General features: G+C 67.5%; 21 protein-coding genes and 1 tRNA gene. 11 read left to right on the top strand and 11 right to left on the bottom strand.

Annotated elements, in window-relative coordinates; all coding sequences use genetic code 11:
* Window positions 1-100 precede the first annotated feature (100 nt).
* Window positions 101-763: an arsenate reductase ArsC gene (locus AB0F86_RS15550; protein WP_067640448.1), complete on the top strand. Its 663-nt coding sequence runs from the start codon at window positions 101-103 to the stop codon at window positions 761-763.
* On the opposite strand, the gene atzF is transcribed toward AB0F86_RS15550, so the two are convergent.
* From atzF to AB0F86_RS15535, 3 genes are all read right to left on the bottom strand, one after another.
* Entirely contained in the window at window positions 720-2405 is a 1686-nt protein-coding gene (gene atzF, locus AB0F86_RS15545) for an allophanate hydrolase (RefSeq protein WP_356984514.1), read from the bottom strand. The two genes, AB0F86_RS15550 and atzF, sit on opposite strands and share 44 nt — an antisense overlap.
* An 8-nt stretch (window positions 2406-2413) precedes the next feature.
* Window positions 2414-3106 (bottom strand): GntR family transcriptional regulator, encoded by a 693-nt coding sequence (locus tag AB0F86_RS15540; protein ID WP_356984513.1) that lies wholly within the window; start codon window positions 3104-3106, stop codon window positions 2414-2416.
* 348 nt (window positions 3107-3454) lie between these two features.
* Window positions 3455-3946, bottom strand: coding sequence for a hypothetical protein (locus tag AB0F86_RS15535; protein ID WP_356984511.1), 492 nt, complete (start codon window positions 3944-3946; stop codon window positions 3455-3457).
* A gap of 110 nt (window positions 3947-4056) precedes the next feature.
* Between AB0F86_RS15535 and AB0F86_RS15530 the strand changes: the two genes are divergently transcribed.
* Window positions 4057-4716 (top strand): hypothetical protein, encoded by a 660-nt coding sequence (locus tag AB0F86_RS15530; protein WP_356984509.1) that lies wholly within the window; start codon window positions 4057-4059, stop codon window positions 4714-4716.
* Window positions 4717-4810: 94 nt separating this feature from the next.
* Here AB0F86_RS15530 and AB0F86_RS15525 read toward each other — a convergent pair.
* The 3 genes from AB0F86_RS15525 to AB0F86_RS15515 form a co-directional block, all read right to left on the bottom strand.
* Window positions 4811-4884, bottom strand: a tRNA-Pro gene (locus AB0F86_RS15525).
* Window positions 4885-4950: 66 nt separating this feature from the next.
* Window positions 4951-5784: a hypothetical protein gene (locus tag AB0F86_RS15520; protein ID WP_356984507.1), complete on the bottom strand. Its 834-nt coding sequence runs from the start codon at window positions 5782-5784 to the stop codon at window positions 4951-4953.
* Between the two features lie 648 nt (window positions 5785-6432).
* On the bottom strand, window positions 6433-7395 hold the full coding sequence (locus AB0F86_RS15515) for a metallophosphoesterase (protein WP_356984506.1): 963 nt from the start codon (window positions 7393-7395) through the stop codon (window positions 6433-6435).
* A 133-nt stretch (window positions 7396-7528) separates the two neighbouring features.
* On the opposite strand from AB0F86_RS15515, the gene AB0F86_RS15510 reads away from it, so the two are divergent.
* Window positions 7529-7993, top strand: a complete 465-nt coding sequence (locus tag AB0F86_RS15510) for a GatB/YqeY domain-containing protein (protein WP_225281440.1) — start codon at window positions 7529-7531, stop codon at window positions 7991-7993.
* 52 nt (window positions 7994-8045) lie between these two features.
* Here the strand turns inward: AB0F86_RS15510 and AB0F86_RS15505 are convergent, their stop codons facing one another.
* Window positions 8046-10424, bottom strand: coding sequence for a transglycosylase domain-containing protein (locus tag AB0F86_RS15505; RefSeq protein ID WP_356984504.1), 2379 nt, complete (start codon window positions 10422-10424; stop codon window positions 8046-8048).
* Window positions 10425-10795: 371 nt separating this feature from the next.
* On the opposite strand from AB0F86_RS15505, the gene AB0F86_RS15500 reads away from it, so the two are divergent.
* Complete coding sequence (locus AB0F86_RS15500) at window positions 10796-11119, top strand: WhiB family transcriptional regulator (RefSeq protein WP_019044565.1); 324 nt, start codon at window positions 10796-10798, stop codon at window positions 11117-11119.
* Window positions 11120-11227: 108 nt separating this feature from the next.
* On the opposite strand, the gene AB0F86_RS15495 is transcribed toward AB0F86_RS15500, so the two are convergent.
* Both AB0F86_RS15495 and AB0F86_RS15490 read right to left on the bottom strand, forming a co-directional pair.
* On the bottom strand, window positions 11228-12358 hold the full coding sequence (locus AB0F86_RS15495) for an ArsA family ATPase (RefSeq protein WP_356984501.1): 1131 nt from the start codon (window positions 12356-12358) through the stop codon (window positions 11228-11230).
* A complete protein-coding gene (locus AB0F86_RS15490) occupies window positions 12355-13392 on the bottom strand; it encodes an ArsA-related P-loop ATPase (protein WP_225281437.1) in 1038 nt (345 codons plus the stop codon). The genes AB0F86_RS15495 and AB0F86_RS15490 overlap by 4 nt, the downstream gene beginning before the upstream one ends.
* Window positions 13393-13451: 59 nt before the next feature.
* On the opposite strand from AB0F86_RS15490, the gene AB0F86_RS15485 reads away from it, so the two are divergent.
* Genes AB0F86_RS15485 through AB0F86_RS15475 form a run of 3 tightly spaced genes read left to right on the top strand, consistent with a single transcriptional unit; the run spans window position 13452 to window position 14881 of the window.
* Complete coding sequence (locus AB0F86_RS15485) at window positions 13452-13613, top strand: DUF4177 domain-containing protein (RefSeq protein ID WP_110038224.1); 162 nt, start codon at window positions 13452-13454, stop codon at window positions 13611-13613.
* 2 nt (window positions 13614-13615) lie between these two features.
* Window positions 13616-14077, top strand: a complete 462-nt coding sequence (locus tag AB0F86_RS15480) for a RidA family protein (RefSeq protein ID WP_067494498.1) — start codon at window positions 13616-13618, stop codon at window positions 14075-14077.
* 9 nt (window positions 14078-14086) lie between these two features.
* Window positions 14087-14881 carry an MBL fold metallo-hydrolase gene (locus tag AB0F86_RS15475; protein ID WP_356984498.1) on the top strand — a complete coding sequence of 265 codons (795 nt, stop codon included), beginning with the start codon at window positions 14087-14089 and terminating at the stop codon, window positions 14879-14881.
* Between the two features lie 162 nt (window positions 14882-15043).
* Here the strand turns inward: AB0F86_RS15475 and AB0F86_RS15470 are convergent, their stop codons facing one another.
* Together AB0F86_RS15470 and AB0F86_RS15465 are read right to left on the bottom strand one after the other, a co-directional pair.
* On the bottom strand, window positions 15044-15718 hold the full coding sequence (locus AB0F86_RS15470; protein ID WP_040703546.1) for a Crp/Fnr family transcriptional regulator: 675 nt from the start codon (window positions 15716-15718) through the stop codon (window positions 15044-15046).
* 156 nt (window positions 15719-15874) lie between these two features.
* On the bottom strand, window positions 15875-16117 hold the full coding sequence (locus AB0F86_RS15465) for a hypothetical protein (RefSeq protein ID WP_067640470.1): 243 nt from the start codon (window positions 16115-16117) through the stop codon (window positions 15875-15877).
* 234 nt (window positions 16118-16351) lie between these two features.
* Here AB0F86_RS15465 and nth point away from each other — a divergent pair, with 234 nt between their 5' ends.
* The 4 genes from nth to AB0F86_RS15445 all read left to right on the top strand — a co-directional run bounded on the left by nth (window position 16352) and on the right by AB0F86_RS15445 (window position 19694).
* Entirely contained in the window at window positions 16352-17032 is a 681-nt protein-coding gene (gene nth / locus AB0F86_RS15460; protein WP_157101786.1) for an endonuclease III, read from the top strand.
* Window positions 17029-17673, top strand: coding sequence for a TlpA disulfide reductase family protein (locus AB0F86_RS15455; protein ID WP_356984496.1), 645 nt, complete (start codon window positions 17029-17031; stop codon window positions 17671-17673). The genes nth and AB0F86_RS15455 overlap by 4 nt, the downstream gene beginning before the upstream one ends.
* Window positions 17674-17746: 73 nt before the next feature.
* On the top strand, window positions 17747-18433 hold the full coding sequence (locus AB0F86_RS15450) for a CoA pyrophosphatase (RefSeq protein ID WP_225281485.1): 687 nt from the start codon (window positions 17747-17749) through the stop codon (window positions 18431-18433).
* Window positions 18434-18500: 67 nt separating this feature from the next.
* Window positions 18501-19694: a MarP family serine protease gene (locus tag AB0F86_RS15445; protein WP_225281433.1), complete on the top strand. Its 1194-nt coding sequence runs from the start codon at window positions 18501-18503 to the stop codon at window positions 19692-19694.
* The last annotated feature ends 185 nt before the right edge of the window (window positions 19695-19879 follow it).

Here is a 19879-nt window from a genome sequence, read left to right as displayed (position 1 = left end):
TCCGATGGGGTGTCACAGGAGGATATCGGCCGGGCCGGTCGACGAGGGGTGAGCGGCCCGGTCGTTTGCGTTACGTGGACAGTGCGGTAAGGGTTGAGGAGTGGTCGACATAACCGAGCACTCCGATGCCCTTGATCGTGCCGAAGAACGGTTGCGAGAAGAGTTCGCGACAATGTTCGATCCGGCGACGATCCACCAGTTCCTCCACAGTTCCTACGAGGACTTCGCGGCGCGAGCGACGGTGACCTTGTATCTGCCGTTGCTGGCCGAGCGGTTCGCCGCCCAGCGCCTGAACGCCGTCGCCAAGATCGAAGGCAAGGTGGCCAAGCCGCGGCCGACCGTGCTGTTCCTGTGCACCCACAATGCGGGCCGTTCCCAGATGGCGCTCGGCTACTTCGAGGCGCTCGCCCTGAACCGCGCCGTGGCCTGGTCGGGCGGTTCGGTGCCCGGCGGGCAGCTCAATCCGGCGGCGGTCGCCGCGATGGCCGAGGTGGGGATCGACATCTCCCGCGAATACCCCAAGCCGTGGACCGACGAGATCATCCGCGCCGCCGACGTGATCGTCACCATGGGCTGCGGTGACACCTGCCCGCTGGTTCCCGGCGTGCGCTACGAGGAATGGATCATCGAGGACCCCGCCGGTCTCGAGGTGGAGCAGGTGCGACCCATCCGTGACGATATCGGCCGTCGCGTGACGGGTCTGCTCGCCGAACTCGGGATCAGTGTTCCCGCAGATACCGTGGCCAAGATCCATAGCGCGTGATGTCGGTGGCGGCCACGGCCGCGTCGTAGGTGCAGGCGAAGCCCACAACTGTTGTGCCGTCGGACAACTCGATGCTCGTCAAGGCCATGGGTGCGGGTAGGTCGGCGAGGAAGCGGCCGAGTGCGCCCGGGGAGAGCAGGAACAGTTCGCCTGCGATGGGGGCACCGAGGCCGTCGCCGTGGCGGACCAGGCCCGGTTTCGGCGGGGTGGTGTCCAGGGCGGTGAGGCGGTAGGCGTCGCTGGTGGTGATCTCGCCTGCGAAGCGGGCGCCGAGTTCCTCGAGTTGCCAGTGCAGGGGTTGGCCGCGCAGGTGTGCGCCGAAAACCGCTAGGGGGACACCGGTTTTCGCCAGGAGGGGTGCTGTGGTGCCGGTGACGAGGGCGGCGAGGTCGACGGCGATCTGATCGGCGAAGGTGGGGACCACCACCATCACGCCGAACGGGAGGCCGGCGGTCGTCGTGGCGCCGGGGACGGCGACGGCGGCGAGGTCGAGGAGGTTGCAGAAGTTGGTGTAGGTGCCGAGGCGGCGGTTGATCGTCAGCGGATCGGCTTGTACTGCCGCGATGGTGGGGTGTTCGGTGGTTGTCGGCAGGAGTAGGCCGTCGTAGTCGGCGAGTAGGGCTTTGGCCTGTGCGCGGGCGTTCGCGAGGGTGTCGAGGTCTGTGGCGAAAGCATGGGCATCCAGATGCTTTGCCGCGCTGATGATTCCGGCGACAGTCTTGTCGAGGCCCTTAGCGCCCTTGTCGATGAACTCGCCCACCGCCGCATAGCGTTCGGCGACGATGGCGCCGTCGTAGAGAAGGCGGGCGGCGTCGAGTAGTGGGGTGATGTCAACCTCGGTTGCCTGGACGCCCTGATTGCGCAGGGCCGCAACTGTTTCAGCGAATGCGGCACGGTATTCGGTGCTCAGCGGGCTGAGGTCGTGGGGAATGGCAAGTTTTCGGGTGCCCGCCAGGGGGACATCCGCGGGCCAGGTGCGGCTGCGTGGGTCGCGCGCGTCCGGGCCTGCCATGATCGCGGCGGCCGTGACGGCGAGGTCGAGCGTGCTTGCGAAGACGGTGACGGCGTCGTAGTCGGCGCAGGCCGGGACCACGCCGTGGGCCGGGATGATGCCGAGACTCGCTTTGATCCCGACGATGCCGTGGAAGGCGGCCGGGACACGGCCCGAACCGGCCGTATCGGTGCCGATCGCGATATCGGCGATGCCGAGGGCCACCGCGACGGCGGAACCGGAACTCGAACCGCCGGAGACCAATTCGGGATGCCGGGCATGGCGGACCGCGCCGTACGGGCTGCGGGTGCCGACCAGGCCGGTGGCGAACTGATCGAGGTTGGTCTTGCCGAGGATCAGTGCGCCCGCGTCCGCCAGTCGCCGCACGGCCGAGGCGGTTTCGGTCGGCATGTAGACGAACTCGGGGCACGCGGCGGTGGTCGGCAGGCCCGCGACATCGACGTTGTCCTTCACCGCGAGGAGCAGGCCCGCCAACGGGAGCTCGGCGCCGTCGGCGAGCCTTCGCTCCAATTCCCGTGCCTCGGCGTCGAGTTCGCTATGCGGGCGCAATGTGATCCAGACTTCCGGCCTGTCGACCTCGGCGATCCGCTGATAAGCGGCGGCGACCCGGGTGGTGGGGGATTCGGGCATCGGTTCCTCTATTCGCTCATGGACATGGCGGCGATCGCCCGCGAGATCCGCTCGAGCACGACATCGAGCGAATCACCGATGTGGGTGTGCAGCAGCCGATGTGCGCGGGGGAGGTCCCGCGCGAACACGGCGTCGAGAATGCCCAGATGCTCGCTGATCGTCGTCTCGATCCGGTTGTTGATCATGAAGTCGTACATCCGCACATGCCGGATCCGGGAGTTCACCGCCACCAGCGCGCGCACGAGTTCCGCATTGCCCGCCGCCGTCAGTAGGGCGACGTGGAACTCCTCGTCGACCACCACGAACCCCGGCTCCTTGGCGGGCGGGTCGGCCCGCAGGGCCAGCCAGCGCTGCTGTTCGGCCCGCAAGCCCTCCTCGTCGTGGGTGAGGTCCGGGTTGTCGATGATCCGGGTCATCCCGCCGAGTTCGAGGGTGAGCCGCAGCTCGTACAGATCCCGAATCCGCGCGACACTCGGCCGCACCGGACTGAACCCGAACTCCTCGCGCTGGAGCAACCCGTCCGAGCAGAGCATCGTCAACGCTTCCCGCACAGGCGTCCGCGACATCCCGAACCGCGCGGAAAGCTTCGGCTCGGTCAGCCGCTCCCCGAACCGGATATCCCCGTTCATCAACTCCCCACGCAAGGTGGAATACACCACGTCACGCAGCGATTCCCCCGCAGTACCCACCCTTGTCGACATGCCTGTATACGCTAGGCACCCCGAATTTCTATCAAGTGACAGAAAGTAAGCACCACGTTATCCCTTCCTCACACCTCACCACCCGCCCCACCCCACCGAGAGCACTTCTCAACCACCCCTCAACACCCACAGACCCCCACCGACACACACCGAGCGCAACCTTCTCGACAGAGGAGGGCCCATGAACAACTCGACCGCGATCCTGGCACTCATCCTGACCCTGATAGCAATCACCGCCATCACCATCTGGTGGCCCACCCCCGCCGACCGCCAAGGCCGCACTGCCGTCGACGCGAAGGCACCGACAAATAGCCGGGTATTCAGCAGGGGTGCCGGACGGCGATCATCTCAAACGCCGAGCTCATCACAGAGATCTTCGTAACGATCCAGGTAGTCCGGCCTCGATCGGTGGGCTGCCAGACGGACCGTGTCGAACTCGTCCAGACCCGCCGCCGCCCTAACACCCAGCACGCGCAGCGCATCGTTGATGCTCGCCATCTGCTGGATCGAACCGCCCCCAACGCAGACGACCGCCCCCTGCTCTCCCATCCCTGCGAAGTAGTCGGTGGCCACTACTGCGAAGGTCGGATCCGGTCGCGCAGCAAGGTCGGCCGCCACCAACCGGACAACGTTCTCCGTGGGAAACAGCTGCCCGTTCCTCGACTCGAACTCGAAATGCCCAGTGACACCGAGCAACTCCTGCCAGTAGGCCGTGTAGTAGTGCGTCACATGAAACAACGTCAGCTCACCCGCCAAACCAACCGGCACCAGATCCCACCTGCCCGCCGCCTCAACGCTGTACGAACCCCGCAGCACCAGCGCGGTAATGCTATGTGACACACCGACACCCTATCGCCCCAGAGCCGATGACCGGGTCGGTCGGATTCGCATGACGCCCTGAACGTAGGTGGCCCCGTCACACGACACGGACATGCTGACAAGCTACTGGAATGGGTATCTGGACGGACCAATTCCTCGCGCCGTACGAGGCATACCTGCCGGAGGCGGCGGACTTCGCGGAGTTGGCGGCGAGCATGATTCGGTATCAGGTGGCGCGTGCCCCGTGGGCGCTGGTCGCCGGAGATTTGTCTGCCAATGCCGAACTGCCCTATATCGGGATTCTCGGTGAAATCCGACGGAGAGTCCGCGACGGTTCGCTATCTGTGGGTGGCGTGTGTGCTACGGAACCCGATGAATCGGACGGCAGCCAGATACCGCCGTGGGGGCAGGCTTCGGAATCGGGCCGGGTGCTGGCTACCGGGACCGAACCTGCGGAAATCGCGATCGCGCTCAGCGACGCGCCGTATGGGCGGGAGGACATCGCCATCGTCTTCGACCAGCTCGACTTCGGCAATGATGAAGTGCTGAACCACTTCCGTGTGGAGGACAACCGAATCCAGCTGACTTGTTTCGCGCTTGCTCGCCCGCAACACCGCCCGTTGTTCGCCAACAGTCTTGCTGATCCGGGCGGTGGGCCCGTGCATCCGGTGCAGGCATTCGTGTCGGTCGGTTACAAACTGGGCGGCGGTCGCCACCCTTGCCCGGCGATTGCAGCTGCCGTCGTACGCGTCTTGGGTCCAGGATTGGTCGTCGGGGAGACGATCGGGTGAATGCCCCGAGCTGATCGGCCCCAGGTGCAGACATGCAAAAAGCCTCTGACCGGGAAAACCTGGTCAGAGGCTTTTTGGTGTCTCAACCAACACGTCGGGGTGACAGGATTTGAACCTGCGACCTCTTCGTCCCGAACGAAGCGCGCTACCAAGCTGCGCCACACCCCGTGAGGCGAACCTGAAGTAGCTTACAACGTGGGGGTGGGAAACGTTAAATTGGCTGGTCAGGTGGGGTTAGAGGGCGCGGATGGAGCTGAAGATGCGTTTGGCGGTCGCGGGGTCTACGGCGTCGGGGACGCCGGTGTCGGCGATTATCACCATGACGAAGCTGCCGTCTTTGGTGCCTTCGAAGGCGTAGGTGTAGATGGAGAACGTGGGGGCGCAGCCGGGTTTTGGGGCGGGGACGGTGCCGGTGGTTTCGGTGAACATGCCGGTGGTGGTGCCGTCGATGGAGGTGAAGGGTTCGGCGGGGCGGGGTGTGCCGGTGGCTCCGCCGTAGGCGAGGCGGGCTGCTTTGGTGCCGAGTTCGGCGCCTGCGGCGGCGTGGTCGGTCTGTTTGGAGCCGGTAAGCAGGGACATGGTTCGGGTGGAGCCGGGGCAGTAGTCGCGGCCGTCGGTGGCGTAGCCCTTGCCGATCACTGTGTCGCCGGGTGGTTCGCCGACGCCGCCGATGGTCGTTTCGGTCGCGACCTTCCAGCCGGGTGGGACGTCGTAGGCGGCGCCGCGGTCGGGGGCGGCGACAACCTGGTAGCCCTCGATGAGCGGGGTCTTCCCGGCTGCCGCACCCGTCGGCGAGGGGGTGGTGGTTTTCGCCTTGGCCGACGACGAAGCCGGCGAGGTGGTGAGGGCGCTGACCATCGATGGGGTGCTCGTGCCTGCCGTCGAGGACGCCTCGTCACCGGACAAGGCGACGGCCGTGATCGCGACTCCGCCCAGCAGCAGCGCCGCCACGCCCACCGCAGCCCAAACCCACGCCTTACCACCGGATTTCGGCCCGCCTGGAAGGGGCTGCCCATAGGGCTGCACTCCGTAATGCTCGAGCGGCGGAACCTCACCGTACTTCTGCACGGGCTGACCCCATGAGCCAGCCTGTCCCGCACCGTGATTCCACTGCACATTCGGCTGCGCCCCGAAACCCGGTGCGCCCCATTGCGACTGCGCGGGTGGCTGCCCGGCGCCCCAATGCTGCCCGCCGGGCGCTGCCCATGGATTCGGTTGCCCGCCCGGCCCCACCTGGTTCGGAAGCGGTTGTCCTGCGCCGCCGCCGGGCACACCCCATTGCCCTTGATGAGGTTCCCCACCAGGCCCTACCTGGTTCGCAGCCGGTTGTCCGGGAACGTTCGTCTGTCCGGGGTTCCCGATCGGTGGCCCCCATGGGTTCGGAAACTGTCCGGCAACAGGTTGACCACCTGGCACGGAGGACGCCACCCTTGGATGACCCACCGGATTCACATCCGCGGAACGCACCTGAGTCGCGTCATGTGCACCAGGATCCTGCCAAACCTGCGGCCCAGCAGGATTCCACGGCGTCGGATCCGGCAGCCCGGGCGGTGGCCCGGACCCGTCCCACCGCAGGGTCGGCGGAAGACCCGTGCCTCCCGGCGCCCACACCGCCGTGGGATCGGCCGGTTGCGCGCCGGGATCACCGGACAGGTTCGGATCGTCGGATGCACTCACGGCCGCCCCCTCGAGACAAGAATCTTTCGGGGGACGACCTTAGCGGGCGACGGCCTGCGAGGTGGAGATGCCGTGTCCCGCATCGGCGGCCGGCCGCTTCGGGGGCGCGCCGACCAGCGTGAGCAGGGTGGCTTCGGGGCGGCAGCAGAAGCGGTAGGGCGCCCAGGGGGAGGTGCCGATGCCGGCGGAGACGTGCAGCTGGGTGTGCGCACCCCACTGCGACGGACCCTTCACCCGGGACTTGTCGATACCGCAGTTGGTGACCAGCGCGCCGTAACCGGGCACGACCAGCTGACCGCCGTGGGTGTGACCGGCGAGCACGAGGTCGTAGCCGTCCTCGGCGAAACGGTCGAGCACACGCGGCTCGGGGGAGTGGGTGAGGCCGATGCTCAACTGCGCCAGCTGGTTCGGCGCTCCGGCCACGGTGTCGTAGCGGTCGCGCTGCAGGTGCGGGTCGTCGACGCCCGCGGTGGCGATGCGGATGCCGGCCACCTCGAGGTCGCGGCGGGTGTGGGTGAGGTCGAGCCAGCCGCGCTCGGTGAACGCGGCGCGCAGATCCTGCCAGGGCAGCGGGTCGCCGTAGACGCGGCGATGATCCTTGTCGAAATACTTCAGCGGATTCTTCGGAACCGGCGCGAAATAGTCGTTGGAACCGAACACGAACAAGCCGGGACGGGCCAGCAGCGCACCGAGGGATTGCACAACGGCGGGCACGGCCTTGGGGTGGGAAAGATTGTCACCGGTATTCACGACCAGGTCGGGTTCGAGGCGGTCGAGTTCGCGCAGCCACTGCTGTTTGAGTTGCTGACCCGGCATCATGTGCAGGTCGCTGAGGTGCAGAATGCGCAGCGTGGGCGACCCGGGTGCGAGCACCGGCATCGTGGCCTCACGCAGGACGAACGCGTTCCGTTCGATCAGAGTGGCGTAACCGATGCCTGCGACGGCGGCCCCGGCGGCTCCCAACGCGGTTCGGCGGACAGCGGTCGTCGAGATAACGGGCATTTGCCCAGCATAGGCGACCCCCTGCCGGAACCGCGCGTGTGTTTCCGCACAAGAGTCGGGAATTTCACCCGGATGTTTCTGTGTGCGTCGAAATGTGATGGGAGTTTTCGGGCGATCGGGCTACCGTGAGCCCATGTCGGAACTGAAAGCACAGCTGCGCGCGGATATGACTTCCGCGATGAAAGCCAAGGACAAACTGCGTCTGTCGACCCTGCGGATGCTGCTCGCCGCGATCCAGAACGCCGAGGTCTCCGGAACGCAGGCGCGCGAACTGTCCGATACCGATGTGGTTGCCGTCCTGCAGAAGGAAGCCAAGAAGCGCAACGAGTCGGCGACGGTCTACGAGCAGAACGGGCGCGGTGAGCTGGCCGCGAACGAGCGCGCCGAGGAAGCGATCATCGAGGAGTACCTGCCGACGCAGCTGACGGAGGCGGAGCTGGCCGAAGTGGCCGATACCGCCATCGCCCAGGTCGCCGAGGAACTCGGTGAGCGGCCCGGAATGCGGCAGATGGGTCAGGTCATGAAGGCCGCGACGGTACTGGCGAACGGCCGGGCCGACGGCTCGCGCCTGTCGGCGGCGGTCAAGTCGCGCCTGTAGAACTCGACGACAAGGGCCGCCGTCCGGATTGGACGGCGGCCCTTGTCGTGTTCTAACGCGGCACCGGGATCGGGATCGGTGGCAGACGCGGAATCTGCGGCAGACCCGGAATAGCCGGCGGCGGTGCGGCGGGCGGCGGCGTGGTCGGCACCGGCACCCGGACCGACCCGTCACTGATGTAGATCGTGACGACCGAACCCGGAATGGCCGAACCGTTCGGCGAGCTACCCATCACCGTGCCCTTGGGCTGCGAGCCGGGGCTGGTCACCGCCGACACCTGGAAACCGGCGCCGACCAGGATCGAGGTGGCCTCGCCCTGCGACTTGCCCGCCACGTCCGGCACCTGGGAGTTGTTCGCGCCACGCACGTATTTGTCGTCCAGCGGCGGCAGGGCGGGCGGCGGGAACCGGTCCATCACCGGCTTGATCGCGCCGAACCAGGTGCGGGCGGGTTCGTTACCACCGAACAGGCCGTTGGCGTCGCTCGCGCCGCAGTTGCGCAGCGGGAACGAGCAGATCTCGCCGGGGGTCGGGCTGTCGCCGTACACGTAGACCGACGAGGCGAGCGAGTTGGTGAAACCGAGGAAGGCCGAGGAGCGGTGGCTTTCGGTGGTTCCGGTCTTGCCCGACATCGGCGCGTTCCAGCCGTTGGCCCGGGCCGCCGCGGCGGCGGTACCGGAGGTGTCGTCCTTGCTCATGGCGTTGGCGAGGGTGTTGGCCAGACCGGGGTCGACCACCTGCTCGCAGGCCTGCTGGGTGAGCGGCACGGTCTTGCCCTGCCGGTCGATCACCTCGCGGATCGGCGACGGCGGGCACCACTTGCCGCCCGAGGCGAGCGTGGCGGCCACGTTCGACAGCTCGAGCGGGTTGATCGCGAACGGGCCGAGGGTGAACGAACCCATGTTGTTGTTCTTGATGTGGTCGGCCAGGCTCGTGTTGCCGTGCCCGGAAGTGCCGGGCTGGGTGTAGGCGCGCATGCCGAGGCGCACGGCCATGTCGACCGCGGCGGAGACGCCGACGTCCTGGATCATCTTGACGAACGTGGTGTTCGGCGAGGTGGCCAGCGCGTCGGTGACCGACATCGAACCCGGGTAGTTGCCCGCGTTCTTCACACACCAGGAGTCGGCGGGGCAGCCGGGCGAGTTGCTGTAACCCATGCCCTTGGCCGCGTACACGCTCGGCACGTCGACCTGGGCGTTGATGCCGAGGCCCTTCTCCATGGCGGCGGCGGTGGTGAACAACTTGAAGATCGAGCCCGCGCCGTCACCGGCCAGCGAGTACGGCTGGCCGAGCAGCGTCTCGTTGGCGTCGCGGTTGAGGCCGTAGGTGCGGCTCGACGCCATCGCCATCACATGGTGGGCGTCCTGACCGGGGGAGACCACCGACATGACCTCGGCGATGTTCTCGAGATCCGGCGGTGCGTGCTCGCTGACCGACCGCTTCACCGATTCCTGCAGTACCGGGTCGAGAGTGGTTCTGATCAGGTAGCCGCCCTTGTCGATCTGTTCGCGGCTGATGCCCGACTCGGCCAGGTACTGCAGGGCGTAATCGCAGAAGAAGCCCTTGTCCTGGGCGGCGATACAGCCGCGCGGCAGACCCTTCGGCTCGGGCAGCACGCCGAGTGGTTCGGTCTTGGCCTTGCGGAACTCCTCGGCCCGGCTCGGGATGTTCTGGATGAGCGTGTCGAGCACGGTGTTGCGGCGGTCGGTGACGCCCTGGACGTTGGTGTAGGGGTTCAGCTTGGAGCTGGACTGCACCATGCCCGCCAGCATCGCCGACTGGGTGATGTTCAGGTCGGCCGCGTCGACACCGAAGTAGGTCTGGGCGGCGTCCTGGATGCCGTAGGAACCGTTGCCGAAGGGCACCAGGTTCAGGTAGCGGGTGAGGATCTCGTCCTTGGACAGCTCGCGGTCGAGGGTGAGCGCCATCCGGATCTCGCGCAGCTTGCGCGCGGGGGTGGTCTCGATGGCGGCGCGCCGTTCGGCGTCGGTCTTGGCGACGACGAGCAGGTTGAAGTTCTTCACGTACTGCTGATCCAGCGTCGAGGCGCCTTGCTGCACCTCGCCGGAGGACGTGTTGGTCAGGAACGCGCGCAGCGTGCCCTGCCAGTCGACACCCTTGTGGTCGGCGAAGCGCTTGTCCTCGATGGACACGATCGCCAGCTTCATGTTGTTCGAGATCCGATCGCTCGGCACCTCGAACCGTCTCTGCTCGTAGAGCCAGGCGATGGGTGTCCCGTTGGCGTCGACCATCGTCGACACAGCCGGGACGGTGCCCTCCACCAGCTCGGCTGACACGTTGTCGACGGCATCGGCGGCTCGGTTGGAGATGAACCCGAACCCACCGGCCAAGGGGAACAACAGCCCGGCGACTAGCACGGCGGCCAGCGCGCAGCTGCCGGCCAGCCTCGCAAGCGTTTGAGTGATCGGCACCGGTCCAGACTAAAGGGTGGCGTGTCGAGGGACACGGTCTGCTGGCCGACGTCAGTTGTCCGCCCGGTGCCAGGGGGGTTGCTCGGGCGTGTCAACAAAATGATCACATCGGCGTGTCGCGGCCGGGCACGCCGGTGAACAGCGCCGCTGCCGCGTCGACACGCGATTTGAATGGACGCCCGTACCAAAAAATCGGCGGCCGGTCTTGCGTAACGGCCATACCTTTACCTAGATTGAGAACCCAGTGTGATAGAGCTAACACTCAAAGTGGAATGTGGTGCGGAACGCAGCGGTAGTTGGGTTGCTGTGATCCGCGCTCGCGATTCTGGAGCGCCGCACAACGGTGTTCGGACTGCAAAGGGGCACATCAAATGCACATCACAACCCCCATCGCTCGACTGGATGTAGAGCAGGCCGAGGCAAGGATCGCTTGGGTTGCCCAGGCGCGATGCAAGGAAGTGGACCCGGATCAGCTCTTCGTGCGCGGTGCGGCGCAGCGTAAGGCGGCCACGATCTGCCGTCATTGCCCGGTATTGATGCAGTGTGGCGCCGATGCTCTCGACAATCGGGTGGAGTTCGGCGTGTGGGGCGGCATGACCGAACGCCAGCGGCGAGCGTTGCTCAAGCAGCACCCCGATGTGACCTCCTGGGCCGACTTCTTCCAGGCTCAGCGCCAGCACCAAGTGGCCATCTGACAGAGCGAAACCGCCCGTTACCACAACGGCGCCGAGACCGCTGGGTTTGCGGGATCGGCGCCGTTGGCGGGTACTACCGCCGAAGCAAGCGATAGCCGATATGTCTGATTAGGAAGCGGACTTGCCGGTCAGCTGATCGCCGACCGCACGCAAAGCGGTGAGGTCGGAGACCTCGAACGGCAGCGCGGTCACGGACACGATCCGGACCTTGGGATGCGCCCCGGTGAACCGGTGCAGCAGCCGTTGCTCCCGTTTGTCGGTAGCCACCCGCTCGGCATGGATGCGCAACACCGACGCGGTGAGCGGGTCGGTGTCGGCGAGCTGATCGGCGGCGGTGAGCGCGTGATCGCCGGACAGGCTCGTCAGCACGGGGTGCGTGCGGTTGAGCACCAGACCGGCCAGCGGCATCTGCTCGGTCGACAACCGGTCGACGAAGAACGACGCCTCCCGCAGCGCGTCCGGTTCGGCCGCGGCGACGACGAGGAAGTGGGTGCCCGGCTTGGCCAGCATCGCGAAGGTGCGTTCGGCGCGGTCCTGGAAACCGCCGAACAGCGACTCCAGCGACTGCAGGAACGTCGAGGCGTCCTTGAGCATCTGCCCGCCGACGATCGTCGACACCCCGCGCATGGCCAGGCTCATCGCCCCGGTGACGAACCGGCCGACACCGCGACCCGGCGCCATGATGAGCCGGATCATCTTCCCGTTGAGGAACGTGCCGAGCCGTTTGGGCGCGTCGAGGAAGTCGAGCGCGTTGCGCGAGGGTGGGGTGTCGACCACGATCAGGTCCCACTCCTTGCGCGCGGCCAGCTGCCCCAGCTTCTCCATCGCCATGTATTCCTGCGTGCCACCGAACGACGACGCCACCGTCTGATAGATCGGATTGGCGAAGATCTGCTCGGCCTTCTCGGGACTGGTGTGCTCGAGCACCATGTCGTCGAAGGTGCGGCGCATGTTCAGCATCATCGCGTGCAGTTCGCCGGGCACCTCGGGGCCGAGCTCCACGCGCTGCGGTGAGTTGTCGAGTTCGGCGACGCCCAGCGACTGGGCGAGCCTGCGCGCCGGGTCGATGGTGAGCACCACGACCTTGCGGCCAGACTCCGCCGCGCGCAACGCGATCGACGCGGCCGTCGTCGTCTTGCCGACTCCGCCGGAACCGCAGCACACGATGACCTTGGCCTGCGGGTCGGCGATGATCTCGGCGACATCGAGGGGAGGCGGGGTGGTCACACGGTCGTTCATCGCACTCCCTGCGCGGATAGCTGTTCGGCCAGTTCGTAGAGCCCGCCGAGATCCATGCCGTCGCTCAGCGCGGGCAGGTGCAGCTGGGGGACATCGACCTCGGCCAGTTCGGCGGCACTCGCGTCCTGGGCGGTGAGCATCGTCGCGTGGTCGGCCGTTTCGGTGATCAGCCCGGCGAAATCGTTGTCGGACAAGGTGATTCCGGCCTTGGTGAGACCGGCGGCGATCGCGGCGGTGTCGAGTTCGCCGCGCACGGCGGCGACCCGATCGGCGGGCGCGAGCTGACCGGCGGCCGCCCGGTTGACGATCACCGTGCCGATGCGCAGATCGTTCGCGGTGAGTTCGGCGACCGCGTCGGCGGTCTCCTGCACCGGCAGCGCCTCGAGCAACGTCACCAGGTGGATCATCGTCTGATCCGAATGCAGCAGCTTGGAGACGCCCTCGGCCTGCGAGGCGATCGGGCCGCCCTTGGCGATCTCGGCCATGGCCTGGGTGACGTCGAGGAACGACGCGATCCGACCGGTCGGCGGCGAATCGACGACGATGTCGTCGTAGGCGGGCTTGCCGTCCTTGCCGACGCGCACCGCGCATTCCTTGATCTTGCCGGTGAGGATCACATCGCGCAGACCGGGCGCGATGGTGGTGACGAACTCGATGGCACCCATCCGGCGCATCGCCCGGCCCGCGAAGCCGAGGTTGTAGAACATGTCGAGGTATTCGAGGAACGCGTACTCGGTGTCCAGCGCCAGCGCCACCACCTCGCCGCCACCGTCGGCGGTGGCGATCTGGGTTTCGGTGGGCGGCAGCGGCGGCCGGTCGAACAGCTGCGCGATGGACTGGCGGTTCTCGACCTCCACCAGCAGCACCTTGCGTCCCCCCGCGGCCAGGGCGAGGGCGAGCGCGGCCGAAACCGTCGACTTACCGGTGCCGCCCTTGCCTGTCACGTAATGCAATCGGGCCTTGACCGCGCGCTCTGGCCACCCGGTCGTCGGCTCCGGAACCGAGGAAACCGGCTCTGCTGTTGGTGCTCCCACGTCGCCGAGCCTATAACCCGTTTCGCGGGGATGGTCGGGGTGAGCCCTAAACTCACACCATGAGTGAAGTCACCCTGTGGGAGTACGCGACCGTGCCGCTGTTGACGCACGCGACCAAGCAGATCCTCGATCAGTGGGGCGCCGACGGCTGGGAGCTGGTCACGGTGCTGCCCGGACCGACCGGCGAACAGCACGTCGCCTACCTGAAGCGGCGGAAGTAGTCGTGGCCACCGCGTGGAAGGACGCGCTCGACCGGCTCGGGGTCACCCTGCCGCCGGTCGCCGCTCCCGTCGCGGCCTACATTCCGGCGATCCGCACCGGTTCGCTGGTGTACACCTCCGGTCAGCTGCCCTTCGTCGACGGTGAACTGTCGGCGGTCGGCAAGGTCGGCGCCGAGGTCGATGTGGAGCAGGCCAAGGAGGCCGCGCGGTTGTGCGCGCTCAACGCGCTCGCCGCGGTGCACGATCTGGTCGGGCTCGACCAGGTGGTGCGCATCGTGAAGGTCGTCGGATTCGTCGCCTCGGCGCCCGGATTCACCGATCAGCCGATCGTCATCAACGGTGCCTCGGAGTTCCTCGGTGAGGTGTTCGGCGAGGCGGGCGTGCACGCGCGTTCGGCCGTCGGCGTCTCGGAGTTGCCCAAGAACACACCCGTCGAGGTGGAACTGATCGTCGAGGTCGGATAGGTAGCCGTCATGGCACTGGAACATCCCGCGTACGGCCAGGTCAGGCCGGTCACGCCGACCGCGTCGGTGCTGCTGGCCGACAATCCGTCCCAGATGACGCTCGACGGGACGAACACCTGGCTGCTGCGCGGACCCGGCAGCGACGACTATGTGGTCGTCGATCCTGGCCCGAAGGACAAGAAGCACACCGCCGACATCGTCGCGGCCACCGGTGGGCGCATCGCGCTCACCCTCATCACCCATCACCATCCCGACCACACCGGCGGCATCGATCACCTGGTGAAAGCCACCGGGACGCCGGTGCGGGCGGTGGATCCGAAGTACCTGCGCGGCGTCGTGACTCCGCTCGCCGACGGTGAGGTCATCGAGGCGGCGGGGTTGCGGATCACCGTGCTCGCAACGCCGGGCCACACCGGCGACTCGGTGAGTTTCCTGCTCGACGACGCGGTCGTCACCGGCGACACGGTGCTCGGTCAGGGCACGACGGTGCTCGAATCCTCGGGCGGTGCGCTCGCCGCGTTCCTGTCGTCGCTGGAGTTGCTGCTCGAGCGCGGCGCGGGCAAGGCGCTGCTGCCCGCCCACGGTCCCGATCACCCCGATGCCGAGCCGGTGGTGCGGTACTACCTGAACCACCGCCGCGAACGGCTCGATCAGGTCCGGGCGGCGCTGGTCGAGCTGGGCTCCGACGCGGGCGCTCTCGCGGTAGTTCGCAAGGTGTACGCCGACGTGGACAAACGCCTGTGGCCCGCGGCGCGTAGCTCGGTGCGGGCCCAGCTGGAATACCTGCGGGCCGAGAAGGGCTGACCGCTTCCTGATCGCCGGCACAGCACGTGTCGGCGATCAGGCGTGCCCGGAAACGCCGACGTCCCGGCATGACGGAACCGCCGTGGTGTGGACGAGGCCCTCATCCTCATGAGCCACACGCAGCGGACCGCCGTACCGGGACGGCAGACGAATCTCCGGACGTCAGCGCGCGCGACGCGCGAGGCGCTCCGAATCCGAGATCAGCACGCTCTTGCCCTCGAGCCGCAGCCACCCGCGATGCGCGAAGTCGGCGAGCGCCTTGTTCACGGTTTCACGAGAAGCACCGACCAGCTGGGCGATCTCTTCCTGGGTCAGGTCGTGCGTCACGCGCAGCGCACCGGCCTCCTGCGTGCCGAAACGCTGTGCGAGCTGCAGCAGCGCCTTGGCCACACGGCCGGGCACGTCGGTGAAGATGAGGTCGGCGAGGTTGTTGTTGGTGCGGCGAAGGCGTCGGGCAAGCACGCGCAGCAGCTGCTCAGCGATCTCGGGGCGCTGATCGATCCACGACTTGAGTGCGTCGCGGTCCATCGTGACGGCGCGGACCTCGGTGACCGTGGTTGCGGTCGAGGTACGCGGACCCGGGTCGAAGATCGACAGTTCACCGAACATGTCGGACGGACCCATGATGGTCAGCAGGTTTTCCCGGCCGTCGGGGGAGCGACGACCGATCTTCACCTTGCCCGTCGTGATGATGTACAGCCGATCGCCGGGTTCGCCCTCGTTGAAGATGACGTGGCCGCGCGGAAAATCTACGGGCTGCAGCTGCTTGGCGAGCGCGGCCACCGCGGTGGGCTCGACGCCTTGGAAGATGCCTGCTCTGGCGAGGGCCTCGTCCACGAATGTGCTCCTTATGGGATATGGCTTGCGAACCTGGTCGAGCGAATCGACCAACAGCGCAGTCTACGCGGCATTACGGCAGCACAGTGACAGACACCACGTAAAGAGTGGATTGCGCGAGCCGCGACACTGTGGCTGAGGGGATCGGGAGATGGTTCAGCTGGCCCGGGCGACATCCATGTCCGGGGTCCGTGCGCGGCGCTTGCGCACCCGCGCGACCGCGGCGGGAAGCCCGAGCTTGGTCAGTTCTTTCACTTCGGCGTTGCTGGCGTTGTCCAGGTACTGCTGAACCTCTTCATCGGGTTCGAGAAGTTTGCGGAGCCGATTCTCGACCCGCTCCATCCCCAGCGCGAACAGCATCAACAGCACTGGGAAGAGCACCACAGCGAGTCCTTGCATGACAGGCAGTAAACACGGTCCAGGTCTCAGATGGAACACAGGTGCCCAACTCGGTCGCGCAATGTTGTCGGACCGGTTCCGTATGGTGGTGCGGTGCCCGTTTCCCCCGCAACCGCCGCCGCAGGCGACGCCGTTCCGGTGCCGGTGACCTCCGGGATCACGGCGGCCCGCAAACGCAAGAATCGCGCTATAGCTGCGGAAACGCGGATCGGAACGGTCCGTCGTGCCCGCCGGATGAACCGCACGCTCGCCGAGGCTTTCCCGGACGCGCACTGCGAGCTCGACTTCACGACTCCACTGGAATTGGCGGTCGCGACGATCCTGTCGGCCCAGTGCACCGACGTCCGGGTGAACCTCACCACTCCCGCGCTGTTCGCCAAGTACCGCACGGCCCGCGACTATGCCGAGGCCAACCGCGTGGAGCTGGAGGAATTCATCCGGCCCACCGGCTTCTACCGCAACAAGACCAGTGCGCTGATGGGTCTGGGCCAGGCGCTGGTCGAGCAATACGACGGTGAATTGCCTCACACCCTCGACCAACTTGTGAAGTTGCCCGGCATCGGGCGCAAGACGGCCAACGTCATCCTCGGCAATGCCTTCGATGTGCCGGGTATCACGGTCGACACCCATTTCGGCAGGTTGGTGCGCCGCTGGGGGTGGACCGCGGAGGAAGACCCGGTGAAGGTCGAACACGCGGTCGGCGAGCTGTTCGAGCGCAAGGACTGGACGATGCTCTCGCACCGGGTGATCTTCCACGGCCGCCGCGTGTGCCATGCGCGCAAACCGGCCTGTGGCGCGTGCGTGCTGTCCAACGACTGCCCGTCCTTCGGTGCCGGGCCGACCGATCCCGCCGTGGCCGCCGAGTTGGTGAAGGGGCCCGAGCGCGATCACCTGCTGGAAATGGCCGGGCTGTGAGCGAGGCGTCCCCGCTCGCCCGTCCCGGAGTTCGCTGGGTGCTCGCCGCGCTGATTCTCGTCGTCGCGGCGACGGTCGCGCTGTGGCCGCGCGAGGATTCCGGCTCCACCGAAACTCGCAAAACTTCGCAACAGGAGTCGGGCGTGTCGGCCGCCGAACGTGCCGCCGCCGGTTTGACAGCCTGTCCGGCCGCCGCCCCCGGTACTTCGGGTTCGGGACCGCTGGCCGGACTCACCGTCGGCTGCCTCGCCGACGGGACCCGAGCCGACCTGGCCGCCGCCCTCGCGGGCAAGCCCGCACTCCTCAATCTCTGGGCCTACTGGTGTGGTCCCTGTGCCACCGAGCTTCCTCACCTGCAGGAATTCGCGCAGCGGGCGGGTTCGGCGCTCACCGTCCTCACCGTGCACAGTGATCCCGACGAGGCGAAGGCGCTGGCCCGGCTCGCCGGTCTCGGCATCACCTTGCCCGGCGTCTCCGACCCGGCGGCCGCGGTGCGTGGTGCGGTCGGCGCGCCGCCGGTACTCCCGGTTTCGGTGTTGCTGCGGGCCGACGGCAGCGTGGCGAGTGTGGAGGTGCGAACCTTCGCCGACGTGACCGACATCGCCGATACGGTCGCCGCGAAGCTCGGTATCACGGTATGACAGACAGCGTTGTGTGGTGGCAGGCGAAGAGGATGACAGCGTGAACGGTGTGGCGAGACTGGACGACTCCGGGATTCCGGCCTGGCTCCACCCGGCGACGAGGCACGGCGGCCCCGACGCCGACGACACCCTCGCCACCTCCCGCGCCCTGCGCCGGGCCATGTCGATCACCGGCAAACCGAGGCGAGCTGCGGTACTCGTGCTGTTCGGCGGCTCCGCCGACGGCGGCCCCGGCGCGCCACCCGCCGATGCCGAGGTGCTGCTCACCCAGCGCGCCTCGACCATGCGTCAGCACCGCGGCCAGGTCGCCTTCCCCGGCGGCGCCGAGGATCCCGGCGACGACGGCCCGGTCGGCACCGCGCTGCGCGAAGCCGTGGAGGAGACCGGTCTCGACCCGGCGGGTGTGCAGCCCTTCGCGACCCTGCCCACCCTGTTCGTTCCACCGTCGAAGTTCGACGTCACCCCCGTGCTGGCCTGGTGGCGGGAGCCGAGCGACGTGCGGGTCGTCGACCAGGGCGAAACCGAACGGGTGGTCCGGGTGCCGCTGAGCGAATTGCTCGATCCCGCACACAGATTCATGGTGCGTGGCAGTCTCGGCTACCAGAGTCCCGCCTTCCAGGTCGACGGCATGCTGGTGTGGGGGCTCACCGGCGGTATCCTCGCCGGCGTCATCAAAACTGCTGGGTGGGAACGAGACTGGGATCGGGGCGACGTGCGTGATCTGGAGAGCTCGCTGGCTGCGGTCGGAATGACCCTGTGAGCGCGCGGCACATCGGCACAGCTGCCATCGCGGTCGGGTCGGAGCCGAGCGGCTGCGAGGCGCAAGCATGAGCGCCTCGGTTTGGCTCGATATCGCGGTGGTGTTGATCGCGCTGGTCGCGGCGTCCACGGGGTGGCGGCAAGGGGCGGTGGCCTCGGCGCTGGCGTTCTTCGGCGTCGCACTCGGTGCCGTCGCGGGCATTCTGATCGCACCGCACATCCTCAAGCACCTCAGTGAGGGCCGCAGCCGGGTACTCGGCGGCATCCTGCTGATCGTGCTGCTGGTGATCGTCGGTGAGGTCGCGGGCATGGTCCTCGGCCGGGCCGCCCGCTCCGGTATCCGGCATCCGTTCGCGCGCAGCGTCGACAGCGGTGTCGGGGCGGTGCTGCAGGCGCTCACGGTGCTCGTCGCCGCCTGGTTGATGGCATTGCCCTTGGCCACCGCCTCCCAACCGGGTGTGGCTGCCGCCATCAACGGTTCGCGGGTGCTCGCCGATGTGAATGCGGTTGCCCCCGCCTGGCTGCGCAAACTGCCCAACGAGTTCTCCAAACTGCTCAACACCTCCGGACTTCCGGACGTCATCGGACCGTTCGGCCGCGCGCCCATCGCCGCTGTGGAACCGCCCGACCCGAGCGTTCTGGCCAGCCCCGTCGCCGCGTCGTTGCAGCCGAGCGTGCTGCGCATTCGTGGTGTCGCCCCGAGCTGCCAGCGGGCACTGGAAGGTTCCGGCTTCGTCGTAGCGCCGGAGCGCGTGATGACGAATGCCCACGTCGTCGCCGGCACCACGAGCGTGTCGGTCGACACCGCACGTGGACCCCTCGATGCCGACGTTGTGCTGTTCGACCCGTCCAAGGACATCGCGGTCCTCGCCGTTCCCGGCCTGACTTCGCCGGTGATTCCGCTGGCTCCCACACCCGCGACGTCCGGCGAGAGTGCGATTGTGCTCGGTTACCCCGGCGGTGGGCCGTACACCGCCAGCGCGGCCCGCGTCCGCGAGACCTTGGACCTGACCGGCCCGACGATCCATCGCGACGGAACTGTCGAACGCGAGGTCTACACAGTTCGCGGCCAGGTCCGCGCCGGCAACTCGGGCGGCCCCCTGGTCGACACCGATGGCCAGGTCCTGGGCGTCGTCTTCGGCGCCGCCGTGACCGACGACGACACAGGCTACGTGCTGACCCTCGACGAGGTCGCCTCGGAGCTGGCAGCCGCCCGCGTCAGCAACGCTTCGGTCGACACAGGAGCCTGCGTATTGAGCTGACGCGAACACCGGAAACCCGCCAAGTGGAGGCCATGAGTGAGGCGCGCCCCTGGTGGGATTCCCAACAGTCCGCCATGACCGCACTCCCAGCCCCGCACGACCCGACCTCGAGGAGGGTCCGCCGCGAAGCGGCGCAGCGGCCCGGCCGCGCGAACAGCGCTCGAAGCGCATGCGCCGCAGGCGCG

The sequence above is a fragment of the Nocardia sp. NPDC023733 genome (assembly GCF_040639775.1).
GTDB classification, from domain to species: Bacteria; Actinomycetota; Actinomycetes; order Mycobacteriales; family Mycobacteriaceae; genus Nocardia; species Nocardia rosealba.
The sequence above is the reverse complement of the archived record's forward strand: the minus strand, read 5'-3'. Positions and strand labels throughout refer to the sequence as shown.